General features: G+C 47.8%; 16 protein-coding genes. 6 read left to right on the top strand and 10 right to left on the bottom strand.

Annotated features, from left to right (window positions below):
- Nucleotides 1-134: 134 nt before the first annotated feature.
- The 4 genes from LLG96_08695 to LLG96_08710 form a co-directional block, all read right to left on the bottom strand.
- Nucleotides 135-1007 (bottom strand): cupin domain-containing protein, encoded by an 873-nt coding sequence (locus LLG96_08695; protein MCE5250284.1) that lies wholly within the window; start codon nucleotides 1005-1007, stop codon nucleotides 135-137.
- A 160-nt stretch (nucleotides 1008-1167) separates the two neighbouring features.
- On the bottom strand, nucleotides 1168-2625 hold the full coding sequence (locus tag LLG96_08700; protein ID MCE5250285.1) for a DUF362 domain-containing protein: 1458 nt from the start codon (nucleotides 2623-2625) through the stop codon (nucleotides 1168-1170).
- 220 nt (nucleotides 2626-2845) lie between these two features.
- Nucleotides 2846-4660, bottom strand: coding sequence for a T9SS type A sorting domain-containing protein (locus LLG96_08705; GenBank protein MCE5250286.1), 1815 nt, complete (start codon nucleotides 4658-4660; stop codon nucleotides 2846-2848).
- 79 nt (nucleotides 4661-4739) lie between these two features.
- A complete protein-coding gene (locus LLG96_08710; GenBank protein MCE5250287.1) occupies nucleotides 4740-5045 on the bottom strand; it encodes a hypothetical protein in 306 nt (101 codons plus the stop codon).
- Nucleotides 5046-5478: 433 nt separating this feature from the next.
- On the opposite strand from LLG96_08710, the gene LLG96_08715 reads away from it, so the two are divergent.
- From LLG96_08715 to LLG96_08735, 5 genes are all read left to right on the top strand, one after another.
- Nucleotides 5479-6462, top strand: a complete 984-nt coding sequence (locus LLG96_08715) for a substrate-binding domain-containing protein (GenBank protein ID MCE5250288.1) — start codon at nucleotides 5479-5481, stop codon at nucleotides 6460-6462.
- Between the two features lie 280 nt (nucleotides 6463-6742).
- On the top strand, nucleotides 6743-7966 hold the full coding sequence (locus LLG96_08720) for an FIST C-terminal domain-containing protein (protein MCE5250289.1): 1224 nt from the start codon (nucleotides 6743-6745) through the stop codon (nucleotides 7964-7966).
- A gap of 5 nt (nucleotides 7967-7971) precedes the next feature.
- Nucleotides 7972-9837 carry a response regulator gene (locus LLG96_08725; protein MCE5250290.1) on the top strand — a complete coding sequence of 622 codons (1866 nt, stop codon included), beginning with the start codon at nucleotides 7972-7974 and terminating at the stop codon, nucleotides 9835-9837.
- A gap of 348 nt (nucleotides 9838-10185) precedes the next feature.
- A complete protein-coding gene (locus tag LLG96_08730) occupies nucleotides 10186-11073 on the top strand; it encodes a 2-hydroxy-3-oxopropionate reductase (GenBank protein ID MCE5250291.1) in 888 nt (295 codons plus the stop codon).
- 219 nt (nucleotides 11074-11292) lie between these two features.
- Nucleotides 11293-11757, top strand: coding sequence for a RidA family protein (locus LLG96_08735; GenBank protein MCE5250292.1), 465 nt, complete (start codon nucleotides 11293-11295; stop codon nucleotides 11755-11757).
- A 27-nt stretch (nucleotides 11758-11784) separates the two neighbouring features.
- Here LLG96_08735 and LLG96_08740 read toward each other — a convergent pair whose 3' ends face one another.
- The 6 genes from LLG96_08740 to rfbB form a co-directional block, all read right to left on the bottom strand.
- Nucleotides 11785-12744 (bottom strand): acetamidase/formamidase family protein, encoded by a 960-nt coding sequence (locus LLG96_08740; GenBank protein ID MCE5250293.1) that lies wholly within the window; start codon nucleotides 12742-12744, stop codon nucleotides 11785-11787.
- Nucleotides 12745-12908: 164 nt separating this feature from the next.
- Complete coding sequence (locus tag LLG96_08745) at nucleotides 12909-13655, bottom strand: hypothetical protein (GenBank protein MCE5250294.1); 747 nt, start codon at nucleotides 13653-13655, stop codon at nucleotides 12909-12911.
- Nucleotides 13656-14043: 388 nt separating this feature from the next.
- Nucleotides 14044-17172 (bottom strand): glycoside hydrolase family 3 C-terminal domain-containing protein, encoded by a 3129-nt coding sequence (locus tag LLG96_08750; GenBank protein ID MCE5250295.1) that lies wholly within the window; start codon nucleotides 17170-17172, stop codon nucleotides 14044-14046.
- A 412-nt stretch (nucleotides 17173-17584) separates the two neighbouring features.
- Nucleotides 17585-18661: a PAS domain S-box protein gene (locus LLG96_08755; GenBank protein ID MCE5250296.1), complete on the bottom strand. Its 1077-nt coding sequence runs from the start codon at nucleotides 18659-18661 to the stop codon at nucleotides 17585-17587.
- Nucleotides 18662-18680: 19 nt separating this feature from the next.
- Nucleotides 18681-19574, bottom strand: a complete 894-nt coding sequence (gene rfbA / locus LLG96_08760; protein ID MCE5250297.1) for a glucose-1-phosphate thymidylyltransferase RfbA — start codon at nucleotides 19572-19574, stop codon at nucleotides 18681-18683.
- Nucleotides 19571-20653: a dTDP-glucose 4,6-dehydratase gene (gene rfbB / locus LLG96_08765; protein MCE5250298.1), complete on the bottom strand. Its 1083-nt coding sequence runs from the start codon at nucleotides 20651-20653 to the stop codon at nucleotides 19571-19573. The genes rfbA and rfbB overlap by 4 nt, the downstream gene beginning before the upstream one ends.
- 546 nt (nucleotides 20654-21199) lie before the next feature.
- On the opposite strand from rfbB, the gene LLG96_08770 reads away from it, so the two are divergent.
- Nucleotides 21200-22204, top strand: a complete 1005-nt coding sequence (locus tag LLG96_08770) for a substrate-binding domain-containing protein (GenBank protein ID MCE5250299.1) — start codon at nucleotides 21200-21202, stop codon at nucleotides 22202-22204.

Raw genomic sequence — 22204 nt, forward strand, 5'->3', positions numbered from 1 at the left:
GCGAACAAAAAAATGATTATAACGGACAACCGCTGTTATTACATGAAAATGACGGGTCATATGAAGCCCCCCGCTTTATCGGCAGGGAGCTTCACTCATCCGTCTTATCGATGACTACATGAAATATCCGGCCTTTATTTTTGCTTGTCGTGACGGTTCCCCATGTAGAGCCATGCCATGGGTGACTCAGTCTGATTGATGACGCTGTGTGGTATCAGGGTCGGAGCGAGGAACGCCTCCCCGACATCCTGGCGGAGCATGGTCTTTCCGAGCATGAGGATATTTTCCTCTCCCTTGACCTTGGTCCATATTTCCTCACACCCTTCGATATGGTAGTGAGCCACTCCGCTCTTGAAGTTGTCGACCGTCACCACAAAAATGCTCATCGGTTCGGCGAGCCCGTCAGCGCTGCTGAAGAGATCATGTGTGACATAGTTGCCCCAGAAACCCGGTGCGGGATCATAATAACTCTTTACCGACATAACTTTTTTCGGGGTAAAGCCCTTCGGGATTCCCTCGACGATGATAATCACCTCCATGGGGTCGCCTGTTGTATTGACAAACGAGTACTCAACGTTCACGGGAATGAACACCGCGCTTCCCTCGGCGATCGGCACGGTTTTTTCGGCGGATGTTACCGCCCCGGTTCCCTTCATGACATAAAACACGACCTGCTCGTTGTTATGTTTCGTCGGCTGGGTTTTTTCATTACCGTAGAGAAATCCGTGGTTGTATGCCCTGATATACTTCAGCACCGCACCCTTTATCTGTGGTTTTTCCGGATCGCCCCTGGTAAAAAACGCCTGTTCGGTAAATCCGCCGTGCCCGATGGCGACCGGCGAATTCTTCCAAGTATTGACATAGGGGTACACGCTCGGAACCCGGTCGGGATGTTCGTTGACATAGGGCGCCCCCTCCTCATAGGATGGCACGAGGCGCTCCTGGGCGAATAGTGTTGTAACCAGAACCAGTAATCCGGCACATGCGACTAGGGCGATTTTCTTCATGGTTCTCACCTCCATTGGACTGCATATTCTGTAAATCAACAACTGTTGATCCTGTGGATATTGAATAAATTTTTATTTGAACAGATGCCGAAACACGTTCGGCAGGACGCTGTCCGATGTCACAGTATAATCACCGGCAAACTTACTGTTACCCCGTAAACTACCATATCATACGTTCGTTCTTATCGGTGCCGTGCATATTGACACCCAGGCTGAACCGCCTGATCTCGGAGGGGGATTTCACCGGAACGATTTCCCCGTTCCTGATCCGGTATATATCGATTTTACTCACATCGCACTCGCCGAGCCCGCGTTCCTTCGCTGCGCGAGTGTAGAGAACCTCGCGGGGATCGTGCCCCATAATATATGTACCCACGGCGTCAACCTCATAAGGCGATACTCCGGCAACGATAATATTGCAGAGATAGTCGGCGCCTATGCCGCCCGAACCATGCTGATAACCATCCATACCGATGATTCCCTCGATGATGTTGAGCGCCGGATTCAGTACGGCCGCATTATCGAGACCGCGCTGGAGCCACTGTTCGAGGCGCATGAGGTTGTCGATGTCCGGATACCGGTAATTATTCCCCGGGAGGAACGCATCGATCGCTTTCATATCATTCCTGATCTTTCTGAAGGCATCCCATCCGCCCTTCTCCAGATACTGTGCATAGAGGTTGTCGTAATCGAGGTTTTTGTAACCCGCAGCCAGATGCTTTCTGAATGAGGCTTCGACGCGCTGCTGGTAGTCCTGATGAAAATCCCGCTTGAAATCGACACCCCAGTTCACGGAATTGATCGGCACCTTCGCCCAGGGATCGCAAAAATGACCATACCCATCCGGAACAGCTCCCTGCAGGTTTTTAACCGTCAACGTGGTGATACCGATATCGTGTACCTTCAGCGTTGCGATGTTTATGAGGGTGTTATCAGGATCGCCGATGGGACGCCAGTGCGGGATTTTCTTCCAGACCATCGAATCTCCTGCTGTCGCCCAGTTGAGCTCATTTTTCCCGTAGTGAGCGAACCTGCTGTAGGACGCTTCAATCAGGCTCACATTCCTTTCATCGAATGCTGCATACACACCGGTCTCACGGTGCATTTTCGCGCCGCCCGCAATCCGTTCTCCGGCTATGACATTCGTATTTCCCAGCGTGCGCAGCCCCTCTGCGAAACCCGCGACAAAATCCGGGGAGGTCATGACACCGCAGGTACGATTGTAGTATATGGGATCGACATAGGTGAGGTTGGGTTTCAGCAGAGTCGAGCCGCCTTTTGCTGTTCCCCTGACAAAGAGATCGGATACGGCGCTTTTTCCGGCCTCCGCAAGCTGCGGGACAGCCTCGGTGAAAAAACCGTCCCCGTCTTTCACTGCATCGACATGGGTTTCGATGAGAAAGACCGCGCGGGGATTGTTTCTGATTTCGGGCCTGACTGCTGGCGGAATGTTTTTCTCTTTCCCTTTTTCCAGGATATAGAGGCCCTCCTCGATACCGATGCCGCCGGAGGAACTCAGCGCGTCAGCCCGCCCCGAATCAGCAAGATCGTATAAATTGACACCGGGAAGCGCAACACTGCCGAGCGCCACGGCGCCTATAAATTTTCTTCTGTTCACTTCCTGAACCTCCACACAAAACCATCTGAAATGACCTCATCATCGTACAACAGGTTTTTCGATGATTCCAACAGGTATTATCGATTATTTTCACATCTCACATTATACTTTCCACTATCGATATAATAAAAGATTTTTCGAATAAATTCATAGAAATATAAAAGGCCCGTATAAAGGGAGGAGGAAACGGGCCTTTTTTCAACGTGTAATACCAAATTGCTTACTTAAGCAGCGTCATCTTCATGGTTCTGGAGAATTCACCGGATTTGACGGTGTAGAAGTATACACCGGCGGAGAATCCTGACGCATTCCATGTTATAGAATGACTGCCGGCGCTCATGAACTCACTGGCAATCGTGTCTATCTTCTGTCCGGCCACGTTAAACACATCAACCGACACATTCCCGGCTTCCGGAATCGTGAAGCTGATCGTCGTGCTCGGATTGAACGGATTGGGAGAGTTCTGCTTTACAGTAAAAGCAGCCGGAGCATTTTCATCAACTGCAGTTGGGGCATTGGTTATGATGCCCTTGAAGGAATCTTCCGCCAGGTACCAGGTTCCGTTGATACGTGGAATTTTCCCATCCACTTCTTTTCCTTCGATATTGTTGTCGCAGTAGAATCCGTCATATGCTGACCCCGTTGTCAGAAACACTGCGATTCCTGAATCCTCTGCAGTTTTCGCGGGTGCGCCGGCAAACGCAAAATAGCCGAGCCCGGTTCCGTCGGGCGCCATCAGACCGAACGTTACAGCGCCAAGGTTACTGACCCCGAAGCTGACAAAACCGTTATTGTCGGCGGAAATCTTATGCATGAACGGCGGGGAGCTATAGTCGTTGCAGACCCACGGTCTTTCGGAATCAGCCATGAAGTTCATGTCGCCGACATAATCGCCGTTACCGTTCATCCACCGCATATAGTCAACTTCATAATCATGCCCTGCATGAGGATCGATGACCTCTTTCCAGCAGCCGCAGTGTGTGGAGAGGTACATAAGGTTGTTTTTGTAGTCAAGAAACATGGGGCCCTGAGACGCCTGGCCGCCCTTCTCACCGCTTTCAATGCTGACCCACCATTCGGAGAGATCAATTCTGAACTGCTCCGTACCTTCCGCCATATCGACAAAAACAAGCTCTGACATGGTTGCACTACCCGAAATGTCGGTGTTCGTTGCAGCCATAAGACCCTCTCCGCCATATTCCATATCCCGGTTCACCAGCCACCAGCCATTGCTGCCTACGGTGCTGAAGACACACTCGCCGTTATTTGCCCACTTGGTGTCCAGAATGGATTCGCCGTTCGGTACATACGCAAATTTCTTGATGTGTCCTATCAGATTGTTGTCGCTCATAAAAATGAAGAATTCATTGTCTTTGTAGATTGAAGGGACATCTTTGCAGGTATCGTAATACGACCATATCTGAGTCGTCTCAAGGAGTGTCTGATCCTCGGGATCGCCGCCGATTTCCCATCTCTGACGGGTTACCAATGACAGTTCATCACCATTGCCGCCTCCCGATGCGCCATGGATAACCGGTTTGACCAATTGTTGTCCCGTGACCGGGTTATGGGTGACGATTCGATCATTTTTCCAGGAGGAGGTCGTGAGATAACGGCTTACGATCTGTTGTGGATTGACCGAATCATACCCCCACAAGTAATAGGTATACTCCCCGGCGGGAACTGTACCACCGTCCTGATTTTTCCCGGTCCATGTTATTGTATTTTTACCGATATCCATATCTTTGAGCGGAGATACATACAAACAGGTATCAACCTTGTTGACCCTGTGCCATCCGAGAAACCCGTTGCGGATCATATTGATATTAGAGGCCTGATCCTTTGTAAAAACGAGGAACATGGCACTTCCGCGCGGCCCGGAGACGGTAATGGGAATATCAATTGATTTGCCGTCAAAATTATAGTTTATGACTTCCGGGGCTGATATGGTCATAACGGTCGGTGAAAAATTTGATGCAAACACTTGAGCCGTTGCAAAAGCCAGAATACAGATAAAAACAGCACGTTTCTGCATAACTTCCCCCATTCGAACAGCCTGAAAAAAACATGTTCTTTTTACACCCCCGAATGCATTACACCCCCGAATGCATTAATCAGTGTTTTCCGGTAAAACCTCCTTTTTCCGCATGTTTTTTATTTGTCGGTTTTTCATTACATCCCATCAAGTGGCGCTTGGCAGGAAATGGGATATATAAACCGATATTCCTGAGCACAACGAAAGTCTCAGTATCAAATACCTCGTCGATTTTCATTCTATCGTTTTCGAATATTTGAACAGGTCTGTCTCCGGCAGTCGTCAGGGAGGCACCGGGATGTCGTGAAATTTCACGGTTTGAAACGAGGCCGTTTTGATCGGGTAATGCGGCAATTATAATATTTAAATCATTTAAATGCTTCATATGCACCTCATTTGATAAAAATATATGTCATATGATATAATGTCAAGAAATAAATCAACTATATGCGATATATATATATTAATACATTGAACGGAGTATATCGGTTAACAGGTATATAGTGTTTCAAAATACCTGAGTATGAATGCAACCATACGCTTATTTCAAATATCTTGCTGTATTTAATTATGATATATTCCATGAGATAAAGATCGACATGAAATGATAGTGTGAGCCATATCATATATTGTGGAATGTTTAACGAATGTTTATATGAATAATGTGCATCACCCGGGATTAAAAATTGCCATTGGAATCTCGGAAAGAGCAGAGTATTTTTAATTTTGTAAAGACGAATTCCGGCGGTTTCGCCGCAGCGGGTAATGGATTATATTCCATATCCTGTCAATTTACCTTTGATGAAACGGAGAAAAGTGTGAGAAAACTATTTTCCCTGTCGTATACAGTTCTTCTGTCATGGATGTTATTATATGGCTGCAGCGGCTCCGGTGATGGAAATAAACAGGTCGCCATAGCGGTTATACCCATGGGAACGACCCATGAATTCTGGAAATCGATTCATGCCGGTGCGGTCACGGCATCGCAGGAACTGGGAGTGAACATCATATGGAAAGGTCCGCTCAAGGAAGACGACCGTGACGAACAGATTCAGATCGTCGAGACGTTCATCGCGGCGCATATAAGCGCTATCGTCCTCTCTCCGCTCGATGACCGTGCTCTCGTGCTGCCGGTCAGGGAAGCGAAGAAACTGGGTATTCCCACAGTTGTTTTTAATTCGGCTCTTCAGGGGGATGATCATATCGCGTTTGTTTCCACGGAGAACTATCAGGGCGGTGTAATCGGCGCCAACCGTATCGGCGCCCTTCTGGGAGGCAAAGGCAATGTCATACTTGTCCGTGTTCACGAAGGCAGCGAAGGGTCCACGAAACGCGAGGAAGGATTTCTCGCCACCATCAGATCGTCATTTCCGGGGATTACCATGCTGTCCGACAATCAATACGCCGGTGTGACAACAGAAACCGCCTATCGGACGTGCGAAAATCTCCTCAACCGTTTTAACGATGTCGATGCGATGTTCACTCCCAATGAATCCACAACGTTCGGCTGTCTGCGGGCGCTTCAGGACAGAGGGCTCGCAGGCAGGATCATTCTGGTTGGTTTTGATTCCTCGGAGAAACTCATCGAGGCGCTCGAAAAAAGGGAAATACAGGGACTGGTGCTTCAGAATCCTTTTAACATGGGATACCTGAGTGTAAAAACCGCTGTTGCGAGCCTTAAAGGGGAACAGTACGAAAAACGGATCGATACCGGTGTCACTCTTGCGACACCCGAAAATATGAACGATCCCGAAATAAACAGGCTTTTACGGCCCGACCTTTCGATCCTTAACGGAAAATGACAGGGGACTGTCATTCATGGAGGGTGTACTGCCATCAAGATAAACCCTCACCCTCGATTCCTCCCGTAAACAGGAGAGGGAAGAAAGGCATTATATCAGGCATTCGAGTATGTTCCTGATATTTACTTCAAAGGTTTCTATGAATCTGTGGATCGTTGAACGTTGTGATAAATCCGGGTAATGATTTTTTTTGAAATTATGATTGCATATTTGTATATATTATCTTATCTATATCAAAATAATTAGCTCTTTTTTTTATTTTTTTACATCCGAGGTTAAAATGAAAGTCGGAATCGGATACAGTTCAATTCAGAATTTTTTCGAATCCGGGAAAAAAGCGACCGAACAGGCACTGGAAAACGGATCGATCGATCGGCCGGATTTTCTGCTTGCGTTCTGCTGCGGATGTATGGATCATCATGATTTTTGCAACGGTATCCGTTCCGTAACCGGCCGTGATGTTCCGGTTATTGGCGGTTCATCTCTCGGCATTATCACCAATGATAAATTATCTTATGATGGTTTTCCGTCAGGCGTTCTGGCGATTCAGGCGGACGAACTCAGTTACACGATTGCTGCGGCGGGAAATCTGGACAGGGATGAAAAAAAAGCAGGAAAGGTGCTTGCCGGGCAGATATTGCCCGAACCTGATGATAAACTCCTCCTGATCTTCTACGATTCGGTAAAAAAACCCCCGTCTGATTCCACGCCGCCTATTCTCAATTCTTCAGCCCCGCTGATAGAGGGAATCGAGGAAAAGCTCAAATCGAGAGTTCCTGTCCTCGGAGCCGGACTGATCGGCGATTATGTATTCAATCCGACATATCAGTTCTGTGGTACCTATGTGAGCAACCAGAATGTGGTCGGTTTGATGCTGAGGGGGGCATTTGAAATATATTTCAGAATCATGCACGGCTGTACTCCTCTCGATGGTGTTTATCATACCATAACCAGGATTGAAAGGGATATTATTTACGAAGTGGACGGGAATTCTGCCGTTCAGATGATCGATGAGATATATGGGGATCGTGAATGGCGCAAACAGCATCCGCTTCAGCTTCTGTCGATCGGTGTGAATTATGGTGAAAAATACGGGATACCGCGTGAATCGAATTATGTTACGCGTCTGATTACCGGCGCTATGCCGGATGGCACGGGAATTGGTATTTTTGAATCCGATCTCGAGAACGGAACGGAATTTCAGTTTATGCTCAGGGATACGGGGGAAATGATAGAATCCGCCCGGAGAAACTCTGCGGAATTGATGACAGATATTGCTCGAAAAGGCCATAAACCGGTGCTCGGCATATATATCGACTGTGCGGGGCGGACGGCCAGCAATTCAAATACGGCCACCGAAGAAGCCGCGGAAATTCAGAAAGTTTTTAATGAGACTCAGACACCGTTGTTTGGTTTTTTCTCAGGAGTCGAAATAGCCCCCTTCATCGGGAAAAGCAGGGGGCTTGACTGGACAGGCGTATTGATCGTTCTTGCACAAGGGTAAGGTGTATGTCTGGAAAAAAAGGTTCGCGCCGCTGCATGAATGAAGAACCAGAACAACAGCTCCGTGATATCCGTGAGGAAGCTGAATACTACCGTCAGCTTTCGGAAGAAGCAGGAAAACGAAGCGTCCGTGAGATAAATAAATTATCGGTTCTCTTCACCGAACATAAAGAAATAGGAAACAAGCTGAAATATAAACTTGCTCTCGACCTGATGATCAGCACGATTTCGACACGGTTTCTTCAGCTTTCCCCGGGGGAAATCGATGAGGGCATAATATGGGCGCTTGGTCTGGCAGGCGAGTTTTACAGAGCCGATTTCTGTTGTGTATATGAGTTTTCACAAAAAGAGAAAAAGGCTGTAAATACGTATCGATGGTATGCCGATCATTTTATTCCCGATACCCTCAGTTGTATCAGTATTCCAGCAGAAGATCTCTCCGCATGGATGGAAAAGTTTTACCTGCATGAACCGTTTCATTTCAATGATACAGCCACTATCGGGAATGAGGTTTTAAGAGAATTTTTCGAATCCAAAAAAATCCGCGCATTGTTCAGTGTTCCGATGTATTACAAAGATACGCTCATGGGTTTTATATGTTTTGTTCTGTTGAAACACGAGAGGACCTGGTCCGAAGATGATGTGATAATGAGCCGCACCCTCTCGGATATCTTTATGAATACGCTTCAACGCAAACGGATTGAAGAGGAACGGGAACACCTTGAAAATCAGCTTCAGATACGGCAGAGAATGGATTCCCTGGTTACGCTTGCCGGTGGAATAGCGCATGATTTTAATAATCTGCTTGCCGCGATCATGGGAAATATCGATCTGCTCCTCATGGATTCGGGGCAGTTGACAAACACACAGAAACGGTATCTGACAGGGGCATATCAGTCATCTCAGCGGGCGGCGAAGCTCATCGGGGGAATCCAGACATTATCGAAGGGCTCTGTTTTATACAAAATGAGTGTGGATATATATTCCATTGCCGAGGAAGTATTCGGCATACTGGGAAGAACTACCGATAAGCTCATCGATAAAAGGATACATATCAAGCCGGGTCAATTCTATGTGTATGTTAACGCCGATCAGCTGCACCAGGTTCTGCTGAATCTTGGAACGAATTCAATTCACGCGATAGAAGAAAAAGGAGTAAAACCGGGGGATTACATCTATATGAGCGCTCAGGGCTATACAGCTGCGGACTGTGATAAAAAAGGGCTCGCTCCGGGTGAATACATCCATATCATGTTTGAAGATAATGGAACAGGGATGACGCAAAAAGTAAAAGAGAAAGCGTTCGACCCACTGTTTACAACCAGAATGGGCGCTCAAAAGGGTCAGGGATTAGGGCTGACCATGGTGTATAACATAGTGACCAGAAATCACAGCGGACACGTTGATATCGAAACCGCACCCGGGAAGGGAACAATATTCCATATATATCTGCCCCGGGCCAGCGAGTCAGACCGTAATAATTTTCCCGATGAAGCTGAAATTCATGGAGGCTGCGAGACAATACTCGTCATCGAGGATGAGGATTCGGTAAGGGAATATGTTGCCGAAGCGCTCAAAAAATTCGGGTATAATGTGATAACAGCGATCGACGGTGTTGATGGATTATACAAATTCATGAGAAAAATGGATATAATCGATCTTGTTTTATTGGATATGATATTGCCGAGGATGTCAGGAAAAATGGTTATGGAAAGCATTATCGACCGTAAACCGGACACAAAGTTAATCATAACCTCAGGCCACAGCGAGGAGGAATTACAGAATTGTTCTCCGGCTCACGGGTTTTTGCCGAAACCGTATAAAATTTCATTACTCGCAAAAACTGTCAGAACTATTCTGGATTCGAAATAATATTTCTCTCTGTTTTATATCGTGTTTTCTTCCTTTACAGTTCGATTCTCTCTCTGTTTATTATACGGTGGTATTTTATACTGAACTGTCCGGATTAAATACTGAACATTTCTTGTTTGCAACAGAATATGATAGTTCCCTCCTTTATTCAAGGGGACTCACCTCACTCATAACACCTTGATAATGAAAGTTTTAGCAGATACTTCACTTCTCTTGGAAAGGGAGGGAATCAAGGAGTGAGATCGGGTGGAGAAAAGAGAAAAGCTATCCTGAACAATCCACATGCCGATAATGGTTTAATTTACAATGGTCAAATTATAAGCAGATTTTTTATCACGGGAGAACACCATGAAAGAAACACTCGGATTCATAGGTCTTGGAATCATGGGCAAACCCATGGCCAGAAACCTGATCAATGCCGGCTACGGGCTCGTTGTACTCGATGTGAATGCGGAACCGCTGAAAGAACTTGCCGGAATGGGCGCCCGTATTGCCGAGTCGCCCGCCGCGGTGGCGAAAGAGGTTTCGAGGATTATCACCATGCTCCCCGATGGCCCCGATGTGGAACAGGTCGTCCTCGGCAAAAAAGGGATCATTGAGCAGGCGTCATCACGGACAGCTCTCATCGACATGAGCAGCATTTCACCGACAGTGTCTAAAAAAATTGCCGCCGAACTCGCAAAAAAAGGCGCCAGGGCTCTCGATGCGCCGGTCAGCGGCGGCGAACCCGGTGCCATAAAGGGAGAGCTTGCCATCATGGTCGGCGGCCCGGAGGACCTCTTCAATGAGATGAAGCCTGTTTTCGATGTGCTTGGTAAAAGTGCGGTTCTCGTCGGGGATACGGGCGCCGGTCAGACGACCAAGCTCGTGAACCAGATTCTGGTGGGTATCCATATCGAAGCCATGGGCGAGGCATTTCTACTTGCATCAAAAGCCGGAGTCGATCCCATGAAGGTATTCAACGCCATCAAAGGTGGTCTTGCGGGTTCGAATGTACTCAACGCAAAGGTTCCCCTGCTTCTCGACCGTAACTTCAAGCCCGGTTTTAAAATACGTCTTCACCAGAAAGATCTCAAGAACGCCCTCGAAGCCGCTGTCACCCTGGGAATCGATCTTCCGGCCACGAAAATCGTACAGGATATGATCGGCGCACTCGTTCAACGGGGGAAAGGCAACGATGACCACGGCGGAATAGTTCAGGAACTGGAACACCGTAATAAAGCGGAAATACGCTGAAAGCGGACTGTCCGTACATTACGGGCATACTTTGCCTTATTGTACGAACCTGTCGATTTTATTGTGTAAAACTATAATTCAGGAGTGGAGACCATGATAATAACGAGGAAAGCCCTGTTCCGGTATTCGGCGCTTGTGATGGTCGTGTTCGTTCCGGCTTTAACCGTGTACGGCCAGGGGCGCACTGAAAAAAAGACAACACAGACGCGGGAGACTGTCATGGATGTTGAAAAACGCCTTGCTGAACTGGGAATACAGCTGAAAACACCCGCTCCGCCCGTAGCGAATTTTGTTAACACCGTCCGTACGGGTAACCTCGTTTTTCTTGCCGGGCATGGGCCTCAAAGACCGGATGGTACATGGATAACGGGAAAAGTCGGGCGGGATATGGACCTTGCGACGGCCAACGATGCGGCGCGGTTGACCGCAATCAACCTGCTGAGCTCGCTCAAGGCTGAAATCGGTGACCTCAACAAGGTAAAACGGATTGTCAAGGTTCTGGGAATGGTCAATTCCGATGAATCGTTCACCGATCAGCCAAAGGTTATCAATGGATGCTCTGACCTGCTTGTTGCCGTATTCGGAGACCGTGGCAAACACGCTCGTGCCGCGGTAGGGATGGCCTCGCTTCCTTTCGGAATTCCGGTCGAAATAGAAATGATCGTGGAAGTCGAGGATAAATAACGGTCGAACAACCGCCGCGCGGAGGTTCTACATGATGTACGATTTCGGCACCTCGACACCCGCTGTGTACGAGATGCTGAGGAGATCGACCATCTGGTATATATTGATCCGTACATCGGGACAGGTCCCGATGAGAAGATATGCCTCACGCTCATCGAAACCGTAATCCCCCTTCATCCATTCGAGAAGATTGACAACCGCTCCTCTGACAGCGTTTTCGAGCGGTTTCCCGCATGAGAGCCCGATTATGGAATCGGGCTTTTCGACGCGGACATGGGGAATTTTTTTCTGTTTGATGACCGTACAGGACAGGGTGATTTCAGCCCTGACTTCGTTCGCCGTCCCCGACAGTTCGCCATCCCCCTGACTGCCGTGCACATCTCCGGCAAAGAGAAGTCCGCCCGGGTTGTACGAATTCAGATAAACTATCGAGCCCTCGCAGAAATCTCGGCTGTCGAGATTACCACCCCATGGTCCCTGGACATTGACGGATGCCGGGACCTCACGCTCCGGCGCAAGGCACATGGTGCCGATGAAGGGGGCAAGTTTCCACCTGACACGGCTGTTGAGTATGCAATCACCATCGGCGAGGGTACCGGATTTCCCTGGCAGGTGACGGAGAATACGGGTCAAATAGTTTGTGCAGGAGCGATATGTGAGGGAATCGCCAAAGAGGCCATCCCCCGGCTGGAGAATGGTATATCCCTGTGAATCCGGTACGATTTTTTCCACGGAGACGGCCACAAGATCACCTTTTTCGGCACCTTCTATATATACGGGACCTGCGACCGGGTTGAGAAGGGGAGGTGTGAAAGCATGTGTCGGCCTGTTCTGCTGATACGGAAGGACGGCTTCGTCGCGGAGATAACCGGCGGCCGCGTCCTCGGTTTCGAGCACAAATCGTTCGCCGGGTTCGACCCTTATGGCCGGTTCGATGCGGTGGTCGATGTCGCAGATGTTAGCCTGTTTACGGGTTATACGCTTCATCGGGACTCCTGTCAGTATGTGTAAATGCCGGTGAATGATAATTCCGGATTCACCAGAATATATTGTTTGTGGGGATGTAAAAAAGCCGGATACAAAATACCATAATGGAAAGGCGAGAGCAAGCGTTTATGGATGGTATCATTTCCGGATATACAGGCAGGAGTTTAAACGAATAACTGCGATTCCATCTGAAGCATCGGATTGGATTTGAGATAGAGATCGGCGGTTTTTCCGAGCGCGGTTCCATTATCCGTCGCAGCCGTGTTCATGAGTGCATACTGGAGAATCCCCTGGCTCATGACTGAATTCATGGTCTGTGGAACTGCCAGTGTCTGCTGGTTTGAACTCAGAGTTGTCTGCAATAATTCCGCTCCAAGGGGGATAGACCGTCGTTCTTTCAGATATGTGGCTGCATCTCGCTGGAGGGTTAAATTGGTGTTTGTCGCGGAAGTATTGATATTGGTATATTCCTGAATCGCCTGATTCATGAGCGTTGAGGCGGTAGTAGCCTTTGCAGTCACAGTCGTCGCGGTATTCCGGACAATTTCATTATCCGCGGCTTGAACCGCTGCCGTTCTCAGGGTCGTATTGGTTTTCGCTGTGACTTTCTGCGTGTTCCGGCCAAGGAGCGCGTTGTTTTCACGATAAGCCGAAATACCCTTTTGCATCGAGGTCAGGGTGCCCTGGGTCTGAGAAGTGTTTATGCGGGAAGTTGAATCATTGCGACGCGACTGATATCTGTCACGTGTATTATTCGCTTCAGCCTGGGCAGTATTCGACACCTGCTGTGTATCGACCTTGAGAAATCCCTGACGCTCGGGCTGGGTTTTCCTGTAACGGTTTGTACCGTATACAAGGTCATCATTCGACGTATTGTTTTGCGTATAATTTGTCGGTTCGAACAGTGCCATCGGAATCACACTCTTACTGGTAAGGTTGTTATATATTAAACTGCTATAATTATATAAAAGGTTCCAACTTTTGTCAAGAAAGATAAAAAGGTGATGATCCGCTATAAACAATTAGAAATCTTTGAAAATTCATTAACCATTCAGTTTGATAACGGTATATGAAATCATTCGTCCGCTTGTGTTTACTCCCCTCGGCTGCGCCATATCCCCCCATCGGGGAGCGAAAAACTCCCCGCACGCAGTATTCCTCCCGACATGGGGATGCCCGGAGGGCAGGGGGCTTTCAGATGTGGAGATACAATAATAACAGCAAGTAAAATTTGTTTTCATGACCCTGTTATATTTCCGATAAACCGAGGCAAGTGAATAAATCAAAGATTTCACGTCATTATTTCACCGTAAGATCACCTTTAAGCCTTATATCCATAGATGAACTTCCAACCATAATTCTGAAAACTCCGGGCTCAACGATAAAATTCATATCTCTGTCAAAGAGCGATAATTCTTCCGGGAAGAGTTTGAATTTAACAGTTTTTGTCTCTCCCGGTTCGAGGACGATTTTTTCATAACCTTTGAGTTCTTTAACGGGTTTGGATGTGCTGCTTATTACATCATTGATATATAACTGCACAACTTCCGCCCCCGTGAGATCACCGGTATTTTTTACATCTGCAGAAATTTCAACTTCACCTCTGACACCGATTTCATTCGGGGTGACCTGAAGGTTGCTGTATTCAAATTTAGTATAGCTTAAGCCATATCCAAATTCATATAAAGGCGTTCCCGGCATATCCACGTATTTCGAGCGGCCCCTTGTTGCCGAATGATTGTAATAAAATGGATATTGGCCTACATGGCGAGGTACCGTAATCGGAAGTTTCCCGCTTGGATTGTAGTCACCGAAGAGAACATCTGCAATAGCATTACCACCCTGCTCTCCGCACATCCATGCTTCAACGATTGCCGGGATATTCTCAGCGGCCCATCTGATTGATAACGGCCTTCCATTGATTAAAACCAGAATCGTTCTGGTACCTGTGGCATATACCGCTTTGAGAATATCCTCCTGAATGCCTGTCAAATCAAGGCTGGCAACATCTTTCCCCTCTCCGTTTGTTCTATCCCCGGCTTCGCCAAGAACAACTATTGCCACGTCCGAATGTTTAGCTGCATTTTTAGCTTTTTCTATCTCATTAAGCTTATTTCCAATAACATCGCATCCTTTAACATAGGTAATCTTTGCTTTCGGAACCTTATTTGTTATACCCTTTAAAACGGTAACCACTTCCTGGGGAACATTATGCGGGAAATAATCACCGAGCTGGTCGACTGGTGCTTCTGCATTGGGGCCGATCAGCGCAATTGACTTGATATCTTTTTTCAGAGGTAAAAGATTTTTTTCATTCTTGAGTAATACTATACTCTCTCTGGAAGCTTGTAGAGCAAGTTCCGTGCTCTCTTTGGAATGGACTGTTTTTACAGCTTTTTCGGGATCAACATAGGGATTCTCGAATAGTCCTAATTGAAATTTCAGTCTTAACAGCCTGGCTACTGCCCGGTCAACCTCCTTTATAGATATTTTCCCCTCATTGACATTTTCTATCAGTCCCCCCATGTATGCATCTTCGATGGATATACCCACATCGACACCGGCTTTGATTGCCAGAATCCCTGCTTCCTTTTGTGTCGCGGCATGCCTTTCAGTTACAATAGTACCTAAACCGCCTCCCTCACTTACGACAATACCATTAAACCCTAACTCTTCCCTCAGAATCTTCGTCAGTATTTTTTCAGAGCTGTGTACGGCTATACCGTCTATTGCAGGATAGGTTGCCATAACACCCAGAGCACCATTTTTTTTAATTCCGGCAATCCAGGGCGGTAAAAATACTTCTCTGAATTTTCTCTCTGATATCTCCATCGCACCCCGCTCGAGTCCGCCTGCCGGCTGACTTTGACCGGGATAGTGGCAAAGGAATGAAACCAGCTTATCAGGTGTGGATATATCATAACCCTGAAGCGCCTGTACTATACTCGCAGCTATTTGTGAGCACATGTAAGGATCTTCGCTGTATCCTTCCTGATTTCTACCCATTCTCGGATCCCTGTTCGGTTCAACCACTAAAGTACATAATCCATGAACACCAATCGCTCTCCCTTCTTTTGCGGCAACGGTATAAATATTCTTCACCAGATCTTTATTCCATGTAGCGCCAATGGCTAATCCCTCAGGAAATATTGTTCCCCCCGGGCACATCAAGCCATGTGTTCCCTCTTCAATCTCAAACAGAGGAATCCCTAATCTGGTTTTGTTAATGGCTATATTCTGAAGTTCATTTAATACTTCCGCCTGTCTTCTCGTTCCCTCATAAATAAGCCTGTCTGAAAGTGTAAAAAAACCTCCTCCAGGCCCAAAAACATCATTATGAGTCCCTTCCGTCCATTTTCTGCAACCTTCCAATTGTTTATCTCTATTTGCCTTGCTGGGATCATCCCATAAATAACCTGCTTTACTGCCTAGTCCTGAGCCAAGCTCCGATGAATAGCAGGTTGGTATATTCATCTGCCCGACCTTTTCTTTCAGAGTCATCCGTGCAAGCAGATCTTTAACTCTGTAATCGATCGGAAGCAGAGGATTTTTGTAATCGGGTGTTTCAGTAAAAGGTTTTTCTCCTCTTGTTTTTTTTATATATGATGCAATGTTGTGAACAGTGTCGAGCCAGATACCATTGGCGGGATCTGATGCATAGTTACAGATAGCTTCGATAGTTGGAAGCAGAGATGTTTGATTTCCTCCTTCATTCATCTCGTGGCCGGCAAAAACCAACCATTGTCCTGTGCTTTTTGCCGAATCAATTAATTTTTTAACCTGGTCAAAAGATTTGCCATCCAGTTCCATGCCCGTGAGTTGGGCCATATCACAGAAGGCAGGATCATTGGGACCTTCATCAAGCCAGCCGCGACCGCTTTCAAACATTAATGAAATCAAGGGAATATAACTTTTAGTATTTGTTCCTCTTCCGACAAATTTTTGTCCGCAGGGATATGCAAAAGAAACAGCTCGAATACCTAATGTTTCTTTCAGAATTGTATTTGCGGAATCGAGCTCCATATTCATTTCATCGAGCGTATATTCTTCCAGTGCCTTCTCCCTGGCAAAAGGAAAATTGCCGGAACAGGGATGTACAAGAGAATGATTGCCAATTTCATGACCGTTACCGGCTGCTTTTTTCCATTCATCCAATCGCTGTTTCACACTGCCGGGAGATACATAAAAAGTAGCTTTAACTCCATACTTATCAAGCAATGGAATTCCTTTATCAACCTGAGATAAGCGGCCATCGTCAAAAGTAAGACTTAATCCCATTTTCTTTCCTTCAGGCCATTGAAAATTAGAATTCTTCTGAACGGCATTCGTACCATACGATTGCGCATAGCTGTTACTGATAATACAACAAAATATCAATGCCAGGCTGACTGATAAAATCATGCCATTGATAATATTCCTCGATTTCATTTTTACCCTCATGATTTTATTATTTGAAATCTTTGAAATAATATGCAAGTAATAGTGTGCTTACATTTCGTTGTAATAGAGCTAACATATAATATAAACAGTTTTTTAGCTTTTAATAAATGATAAATCAACGATGATCGTCAAGCATAAGAAAGCCCACAAATGCATGCGCCGTATTCGAAGTGCTGTGTCACTTTGTCAGTACAGGGTGGGTTTTGTAATATCAACGAAACACCGCTATCAGGACGATATTCCCCATACATACTGAAACAAAACAACCGGATTCTTTTTCTCCGTGTTCTCCATGTTTCCGTGGTGAAGTTATTTTTCACTTGAATGGTTATCACGTGGGATAACCGGAAAAAGGAATTGCCCGGCATTTCCTCTATAAAGTTTTTTAATAAACCACAAATTAATTATCGTAAGGAATGGTTATTATGACGGTTGTCCCTTTGCCGGGCCTGCTTTTGATACCGATTGTGCCACGGTGCTCGGAGATGATACGCCGGACCTTGCTGAGGCCTATTCCGATGCTCTTCACCTTTGTGGTGAAGAAGGGATCGAACACATACCGGATATCTTTCTGTCTGATACCCGTTCCCGTGTCGGCCAGTTCAATGACATCGGTGTCGTCCGCATTCCGCACATGAATACTTATTGTTCCCGTGTTGTTTTTGAACGAGTCGAGGGAGTTGTTGAGAATTTCGATTAGCGCCCCGGAAAAATAAAACGGTTCCACATGGAGCGTTTCCGTCTCGACCGTGATATTCCATGTTATCGATTTGCCGAGTTCGGTCGCCTTTTGATCAAGTTCGGATCGTACGCGGTCGATAAGATCACTCGCCGGGACAGTCGTTTTTTCGATGCTCGCTATTGCGGTATATTCTTCAACGGTGCGGACGATGTCTTCGAGGTGTCTGACCCCATCCAGAATGTATTCGAGAGAAGCTTTATGGGGATCATCGGGTTTTGTCTCCCTGAGGATACGCTGGGCGAATCCCCCGATCGAAACGAGCGGATTGCGTATCTGATGGGCCACCGACATAGCGAAGTATTTGAGGCTTTCGACACGTTCGCGCTGGAGACGGTTGCGCTCTTCGAGAATGCTCTTTTCGCGCATATGAAGACTGTGGATTTCCGTATCGTTGTTGAAGAGCATGACGATGCCGACCGGTTTATCACGTTCGCGCAGAAACGAGCAGGTTATGGTAAGATAGAGCTGATCTCCGTTCGGCTTGATATAAGGTATGCTCTGTCGGTTCCTGATTTTCTGGTGCTCGATGACATCGACAATGAGCTGGTTGAAAGCCGTATTCCCTTCCATTTCAAAAAAGAACTTTGCCCACCCTTTTGCCTTCAGTAATTCACCGCTGAATCCGAGTATATCTTCGGCGGCGGGATTGGTCGTTATTATCTCGCCCTCGGCGTTGATGACGATCAGCCCGATGGATATGCATTCCATGATGTTCTGGATGAATACGTCTTTCATTTCGGTTCCGGAAACAGGTTTACTGGTTATTGAGAAACCGGATTTCCTCGTCTCTCAGAAGACTCAGGAGGTATGTGCCATATTGGTTGTTATCCATCGACTGTGCAAACCGCATGAGGGCATCCCGCCCGATGTAATTCATACGGTAGGCAATTTCTTCAGGGCAGGATATGATTATGCCCTGGCGTTCTTCCACTGCCTGAATAAAATTGGCAGCCTGGAGGAGCGACTCGTGGGTTCCCGCATCGAGCCAGGCAATCCCGCGGCCGAGTACTTCCACCCGGAGCTGACCGCGCCCGAGGTATGCGCGGTTCACATCGGTGATTTCGAGCTCGCCGCGCGCCGATGGTTTCAGGCTGGCGGCGATATCGAGCACGGTGTTGTCGTAAAAGTAGAGCCCCGTTACGGCGTAGTGGGAACGCGGTTCCTGTGGTTTTTCCTCGATGCTCAGCGCTTTTCCGCTGGCATCTATTGTCACGACCCCGTACCGCTCGGGATTCCGCACCGAATATGCGAAGATAAGGGCGCCATTATCGAGACACGCTGCGGCACGGAGCCTGGCCGGCAGACCCTGACCGTAAAATATATTGTCGCCGAGGATCAGGCATACCGTATCGCCCCCGATAAAATCACGGCCTATGATGAACGCATCGGCAAGTCCGACCGGCCGTGGCTGTTCGGCGTAACAGAACTGCAGCCCCCACTGGCTGCCGTCCCCGAGGAGATTCCTGAATGCGGGAAGCGCTTCGGGTGTGCTGATGACAAGAATTTCGCGGATACCGGCGAGCATCAGCATCGAAAGCGGATAGTATATCATGGGTTTATCGTAAACCGGTAATACCTGTTTACTGACAGCGATGGTCAGCGGATACAGCCGTGTACCGAGTCCGCCTGCCAGTATGATACCTTTCATGGTGTTTCTCTCCTCGTATAGTTGATTTCCATCCATTGCCGGTAGCTTGCCTGATTGCGGATTGCCTCTACCCATTCGGGATGTTCCATATACCATGTCACGGTTTTGACAAATCCCTCATCCATGGAGTGACGGGGCGCCCATCCGAGCTTACGGCGGATTTTCGAGGAATCCATCGCATAACGGCGGTCGTGCCCGGGCCGGTCTTTGACAAACGAAATAAGTCTGCGGTGAGGTACATGAGGGGAATCGGGCCTGAGCCTGTCGAGAATATCGCAGAGTTTTTCGACTGCTGTCAGGTTGGTCGGCTGGTTATTGCCTCCGATATGGTACGTTTCACCCGGAAACCCTTTTCCAAGCACCGTCATGATCGCTTCGCAGTGATCCTCGACATACAGCCAGTCGCGTATCTGGCCGCCGTCGCCGTAAACGGGTATCTGTCTGCCTTCGAGAGCATTGAGAATCGCCAGTGGAATGAGTTTTTCGGGAAACTGGTGCGGTCCGTAGTTATTCGAGCAGTTAGTGATGGAATACGGCAGACCGTACGTATGTCCGTACGCCCGTACGAGATGATCGCTCGCCGCTTTCGTGGCGGCATACGGCGAGTTCGGGGCATAGGGCGAGCTCTCGGTCCACGGGTTCTCACCGGGTTTAAGCGTCCCGAACACTTCGTCGGTCGAAATATGATGAAACCGCGCTGTTTCAGGCGGGATGGCCTTCTCTTCCATCCAGAACCGTCGCACCGAATCGAGAAGGACAGAGGTGCCGACCACATTGGTTCTGATGAACAGCTCCGGGCTTTTAATCGAACGGTCCACGTGCGATTCGGCGGCAAAATGAACCACGGTGTCAATCATGTGGTGACGGATGACATCCCCCACCAGATCGGGGTCGCATATCGAGCCGAATACGAATTCGTACCGTCCCAGATCGGGCAGGTCTTTAAGATTTTCGAGGCTTCCCGCATATGTCAGGGCATCGAGATTGATTATTCGTATTCCGGGATCTGTCCGGAGGGCATGGCGAATGAAATTCGAGCCTATGAAACCCGCGCCGCCGGTCACGAGGACATTATGCATGGTCTGTCTCACGGTCAGGGACTTTTTTTAAAACTTCTTACTATGAGGGCTGTGAAAAAGTGTCTTTTCCAGGCGCCCGATGATGAAATATGTCATAGATAGCTGTTAAGGGCATGTTAACATGTTCCCGAATCATTAATCAGGGATCGGCACTTTATGCCGACCCTTGACAGTTTATATCCACAGTGTTTATCACAACGTATCTAGAATAGGAAAGAGACTCGGAGAAGTCAATATATGAATGGGTGAATCACATAAAAAGTGTCGGGGGAATGGCCGTTTCTTTTCCGGTCATTGGTTATAATCCTGTAAAACCGTAAAGCTGCTGTGGATTATATCATTTTTTTCCGGATTATTAACGGGATTCAATGCCGTTTTTTTCAAAGCTGGAGTGAATATTTTTTTTATCTTAATCACTGTGTATGTACTTGCAATGGAGGCGAAAGTTGGGTATTATTGTACATCAAAATTATTGGGTCGGTGAGATAATGTATCGTTATCGATAACGTCATGACGCATGGTAAAAATATTCGCGGAGAGTACGGTATGAAACGCCTGTTCCTTATGCTGTTGCTGGCAATGCTTTGTTCGATGAGTGGATTCGGATGCGGAAAGTCCGAGAAGAAGACAGAAACCGATGTAAAGAGCGGAAAACTGACAATCGCGGTCATACCGAAGGGTACCACGCATGAATTCTGGAAATCGATTCATGCCGGGGCGATTAAAGCCGCCGGAGAAACCGGTGCCGAAATAATATGGAAGGGACCGCTCAAGGAGGATGACCGCGAGGAGCAGCTTCAGATCGTGGAGACATTCATTTCGAGCAAGGCAAGCGCCATTGTGCTCGCTCCCCTCGATAACCGCTCACTCGTCATGCCCGTCCGCGAGGCGAAGATGGTGGGTATTCCCACCATTGTCATCGATTCGGACCTCGAGGGTGATGCGCAGGTTTCGTTTATCGCGACGGACAACTACAAGGGCGGAGTGCTTGCCGCCGAACGTATCGGTGAGTTGATGGGCGGAAAGGGAAAGCTCATCATGCTCAGGTATCAGGAAGGAAGCGCCTCGACAACGAACCGTGAGGCCGGTTTCTACGACACGGTCAAGGCAAAATTTCCGAACATCGAGTTTCTGTCCGACAATCAATATGCGGGAGCGACCACGGAATCGGCTTACCGGGCAAGCGAAAATCTGCTCAACCGGTTCGGCACCACGGTCGAGGCGATTTTCACCCCGAACGAATCGAGCACATTCGGCTGTCTCAGAGCGCTTCAGGACAGGGGGCTGACCGACAAAATCATTTTCGTGGGTTTCGATTCGTCCGAAAAGCTCGTTCAGGCCCTTGAAAAAGGCGAGATCAAGGGGCTCGTGCTTCAGAACCCGTTCAACATGGGGTATCTCGGAGTCAAGACCGCAGTTGCTTATCTCAAGGGAGAAAAGGTCGAGCAGCGCATCGACACCGGCGTTACGATTGCCACGCCGGATAACATGAATGACCCGGAAATAAGGCAGCTGCTGACGCCCGATCTTTCTCAGTACCTTAACCAGTGA

The organism is bacterium (genome assembly GCA_021372535.1).
Taxonomy (GTDB): Bacteria; Latescibacterota; Latescibacteria; order Latescibacterales; family Latescibacteraceae; genus JAFGMP01.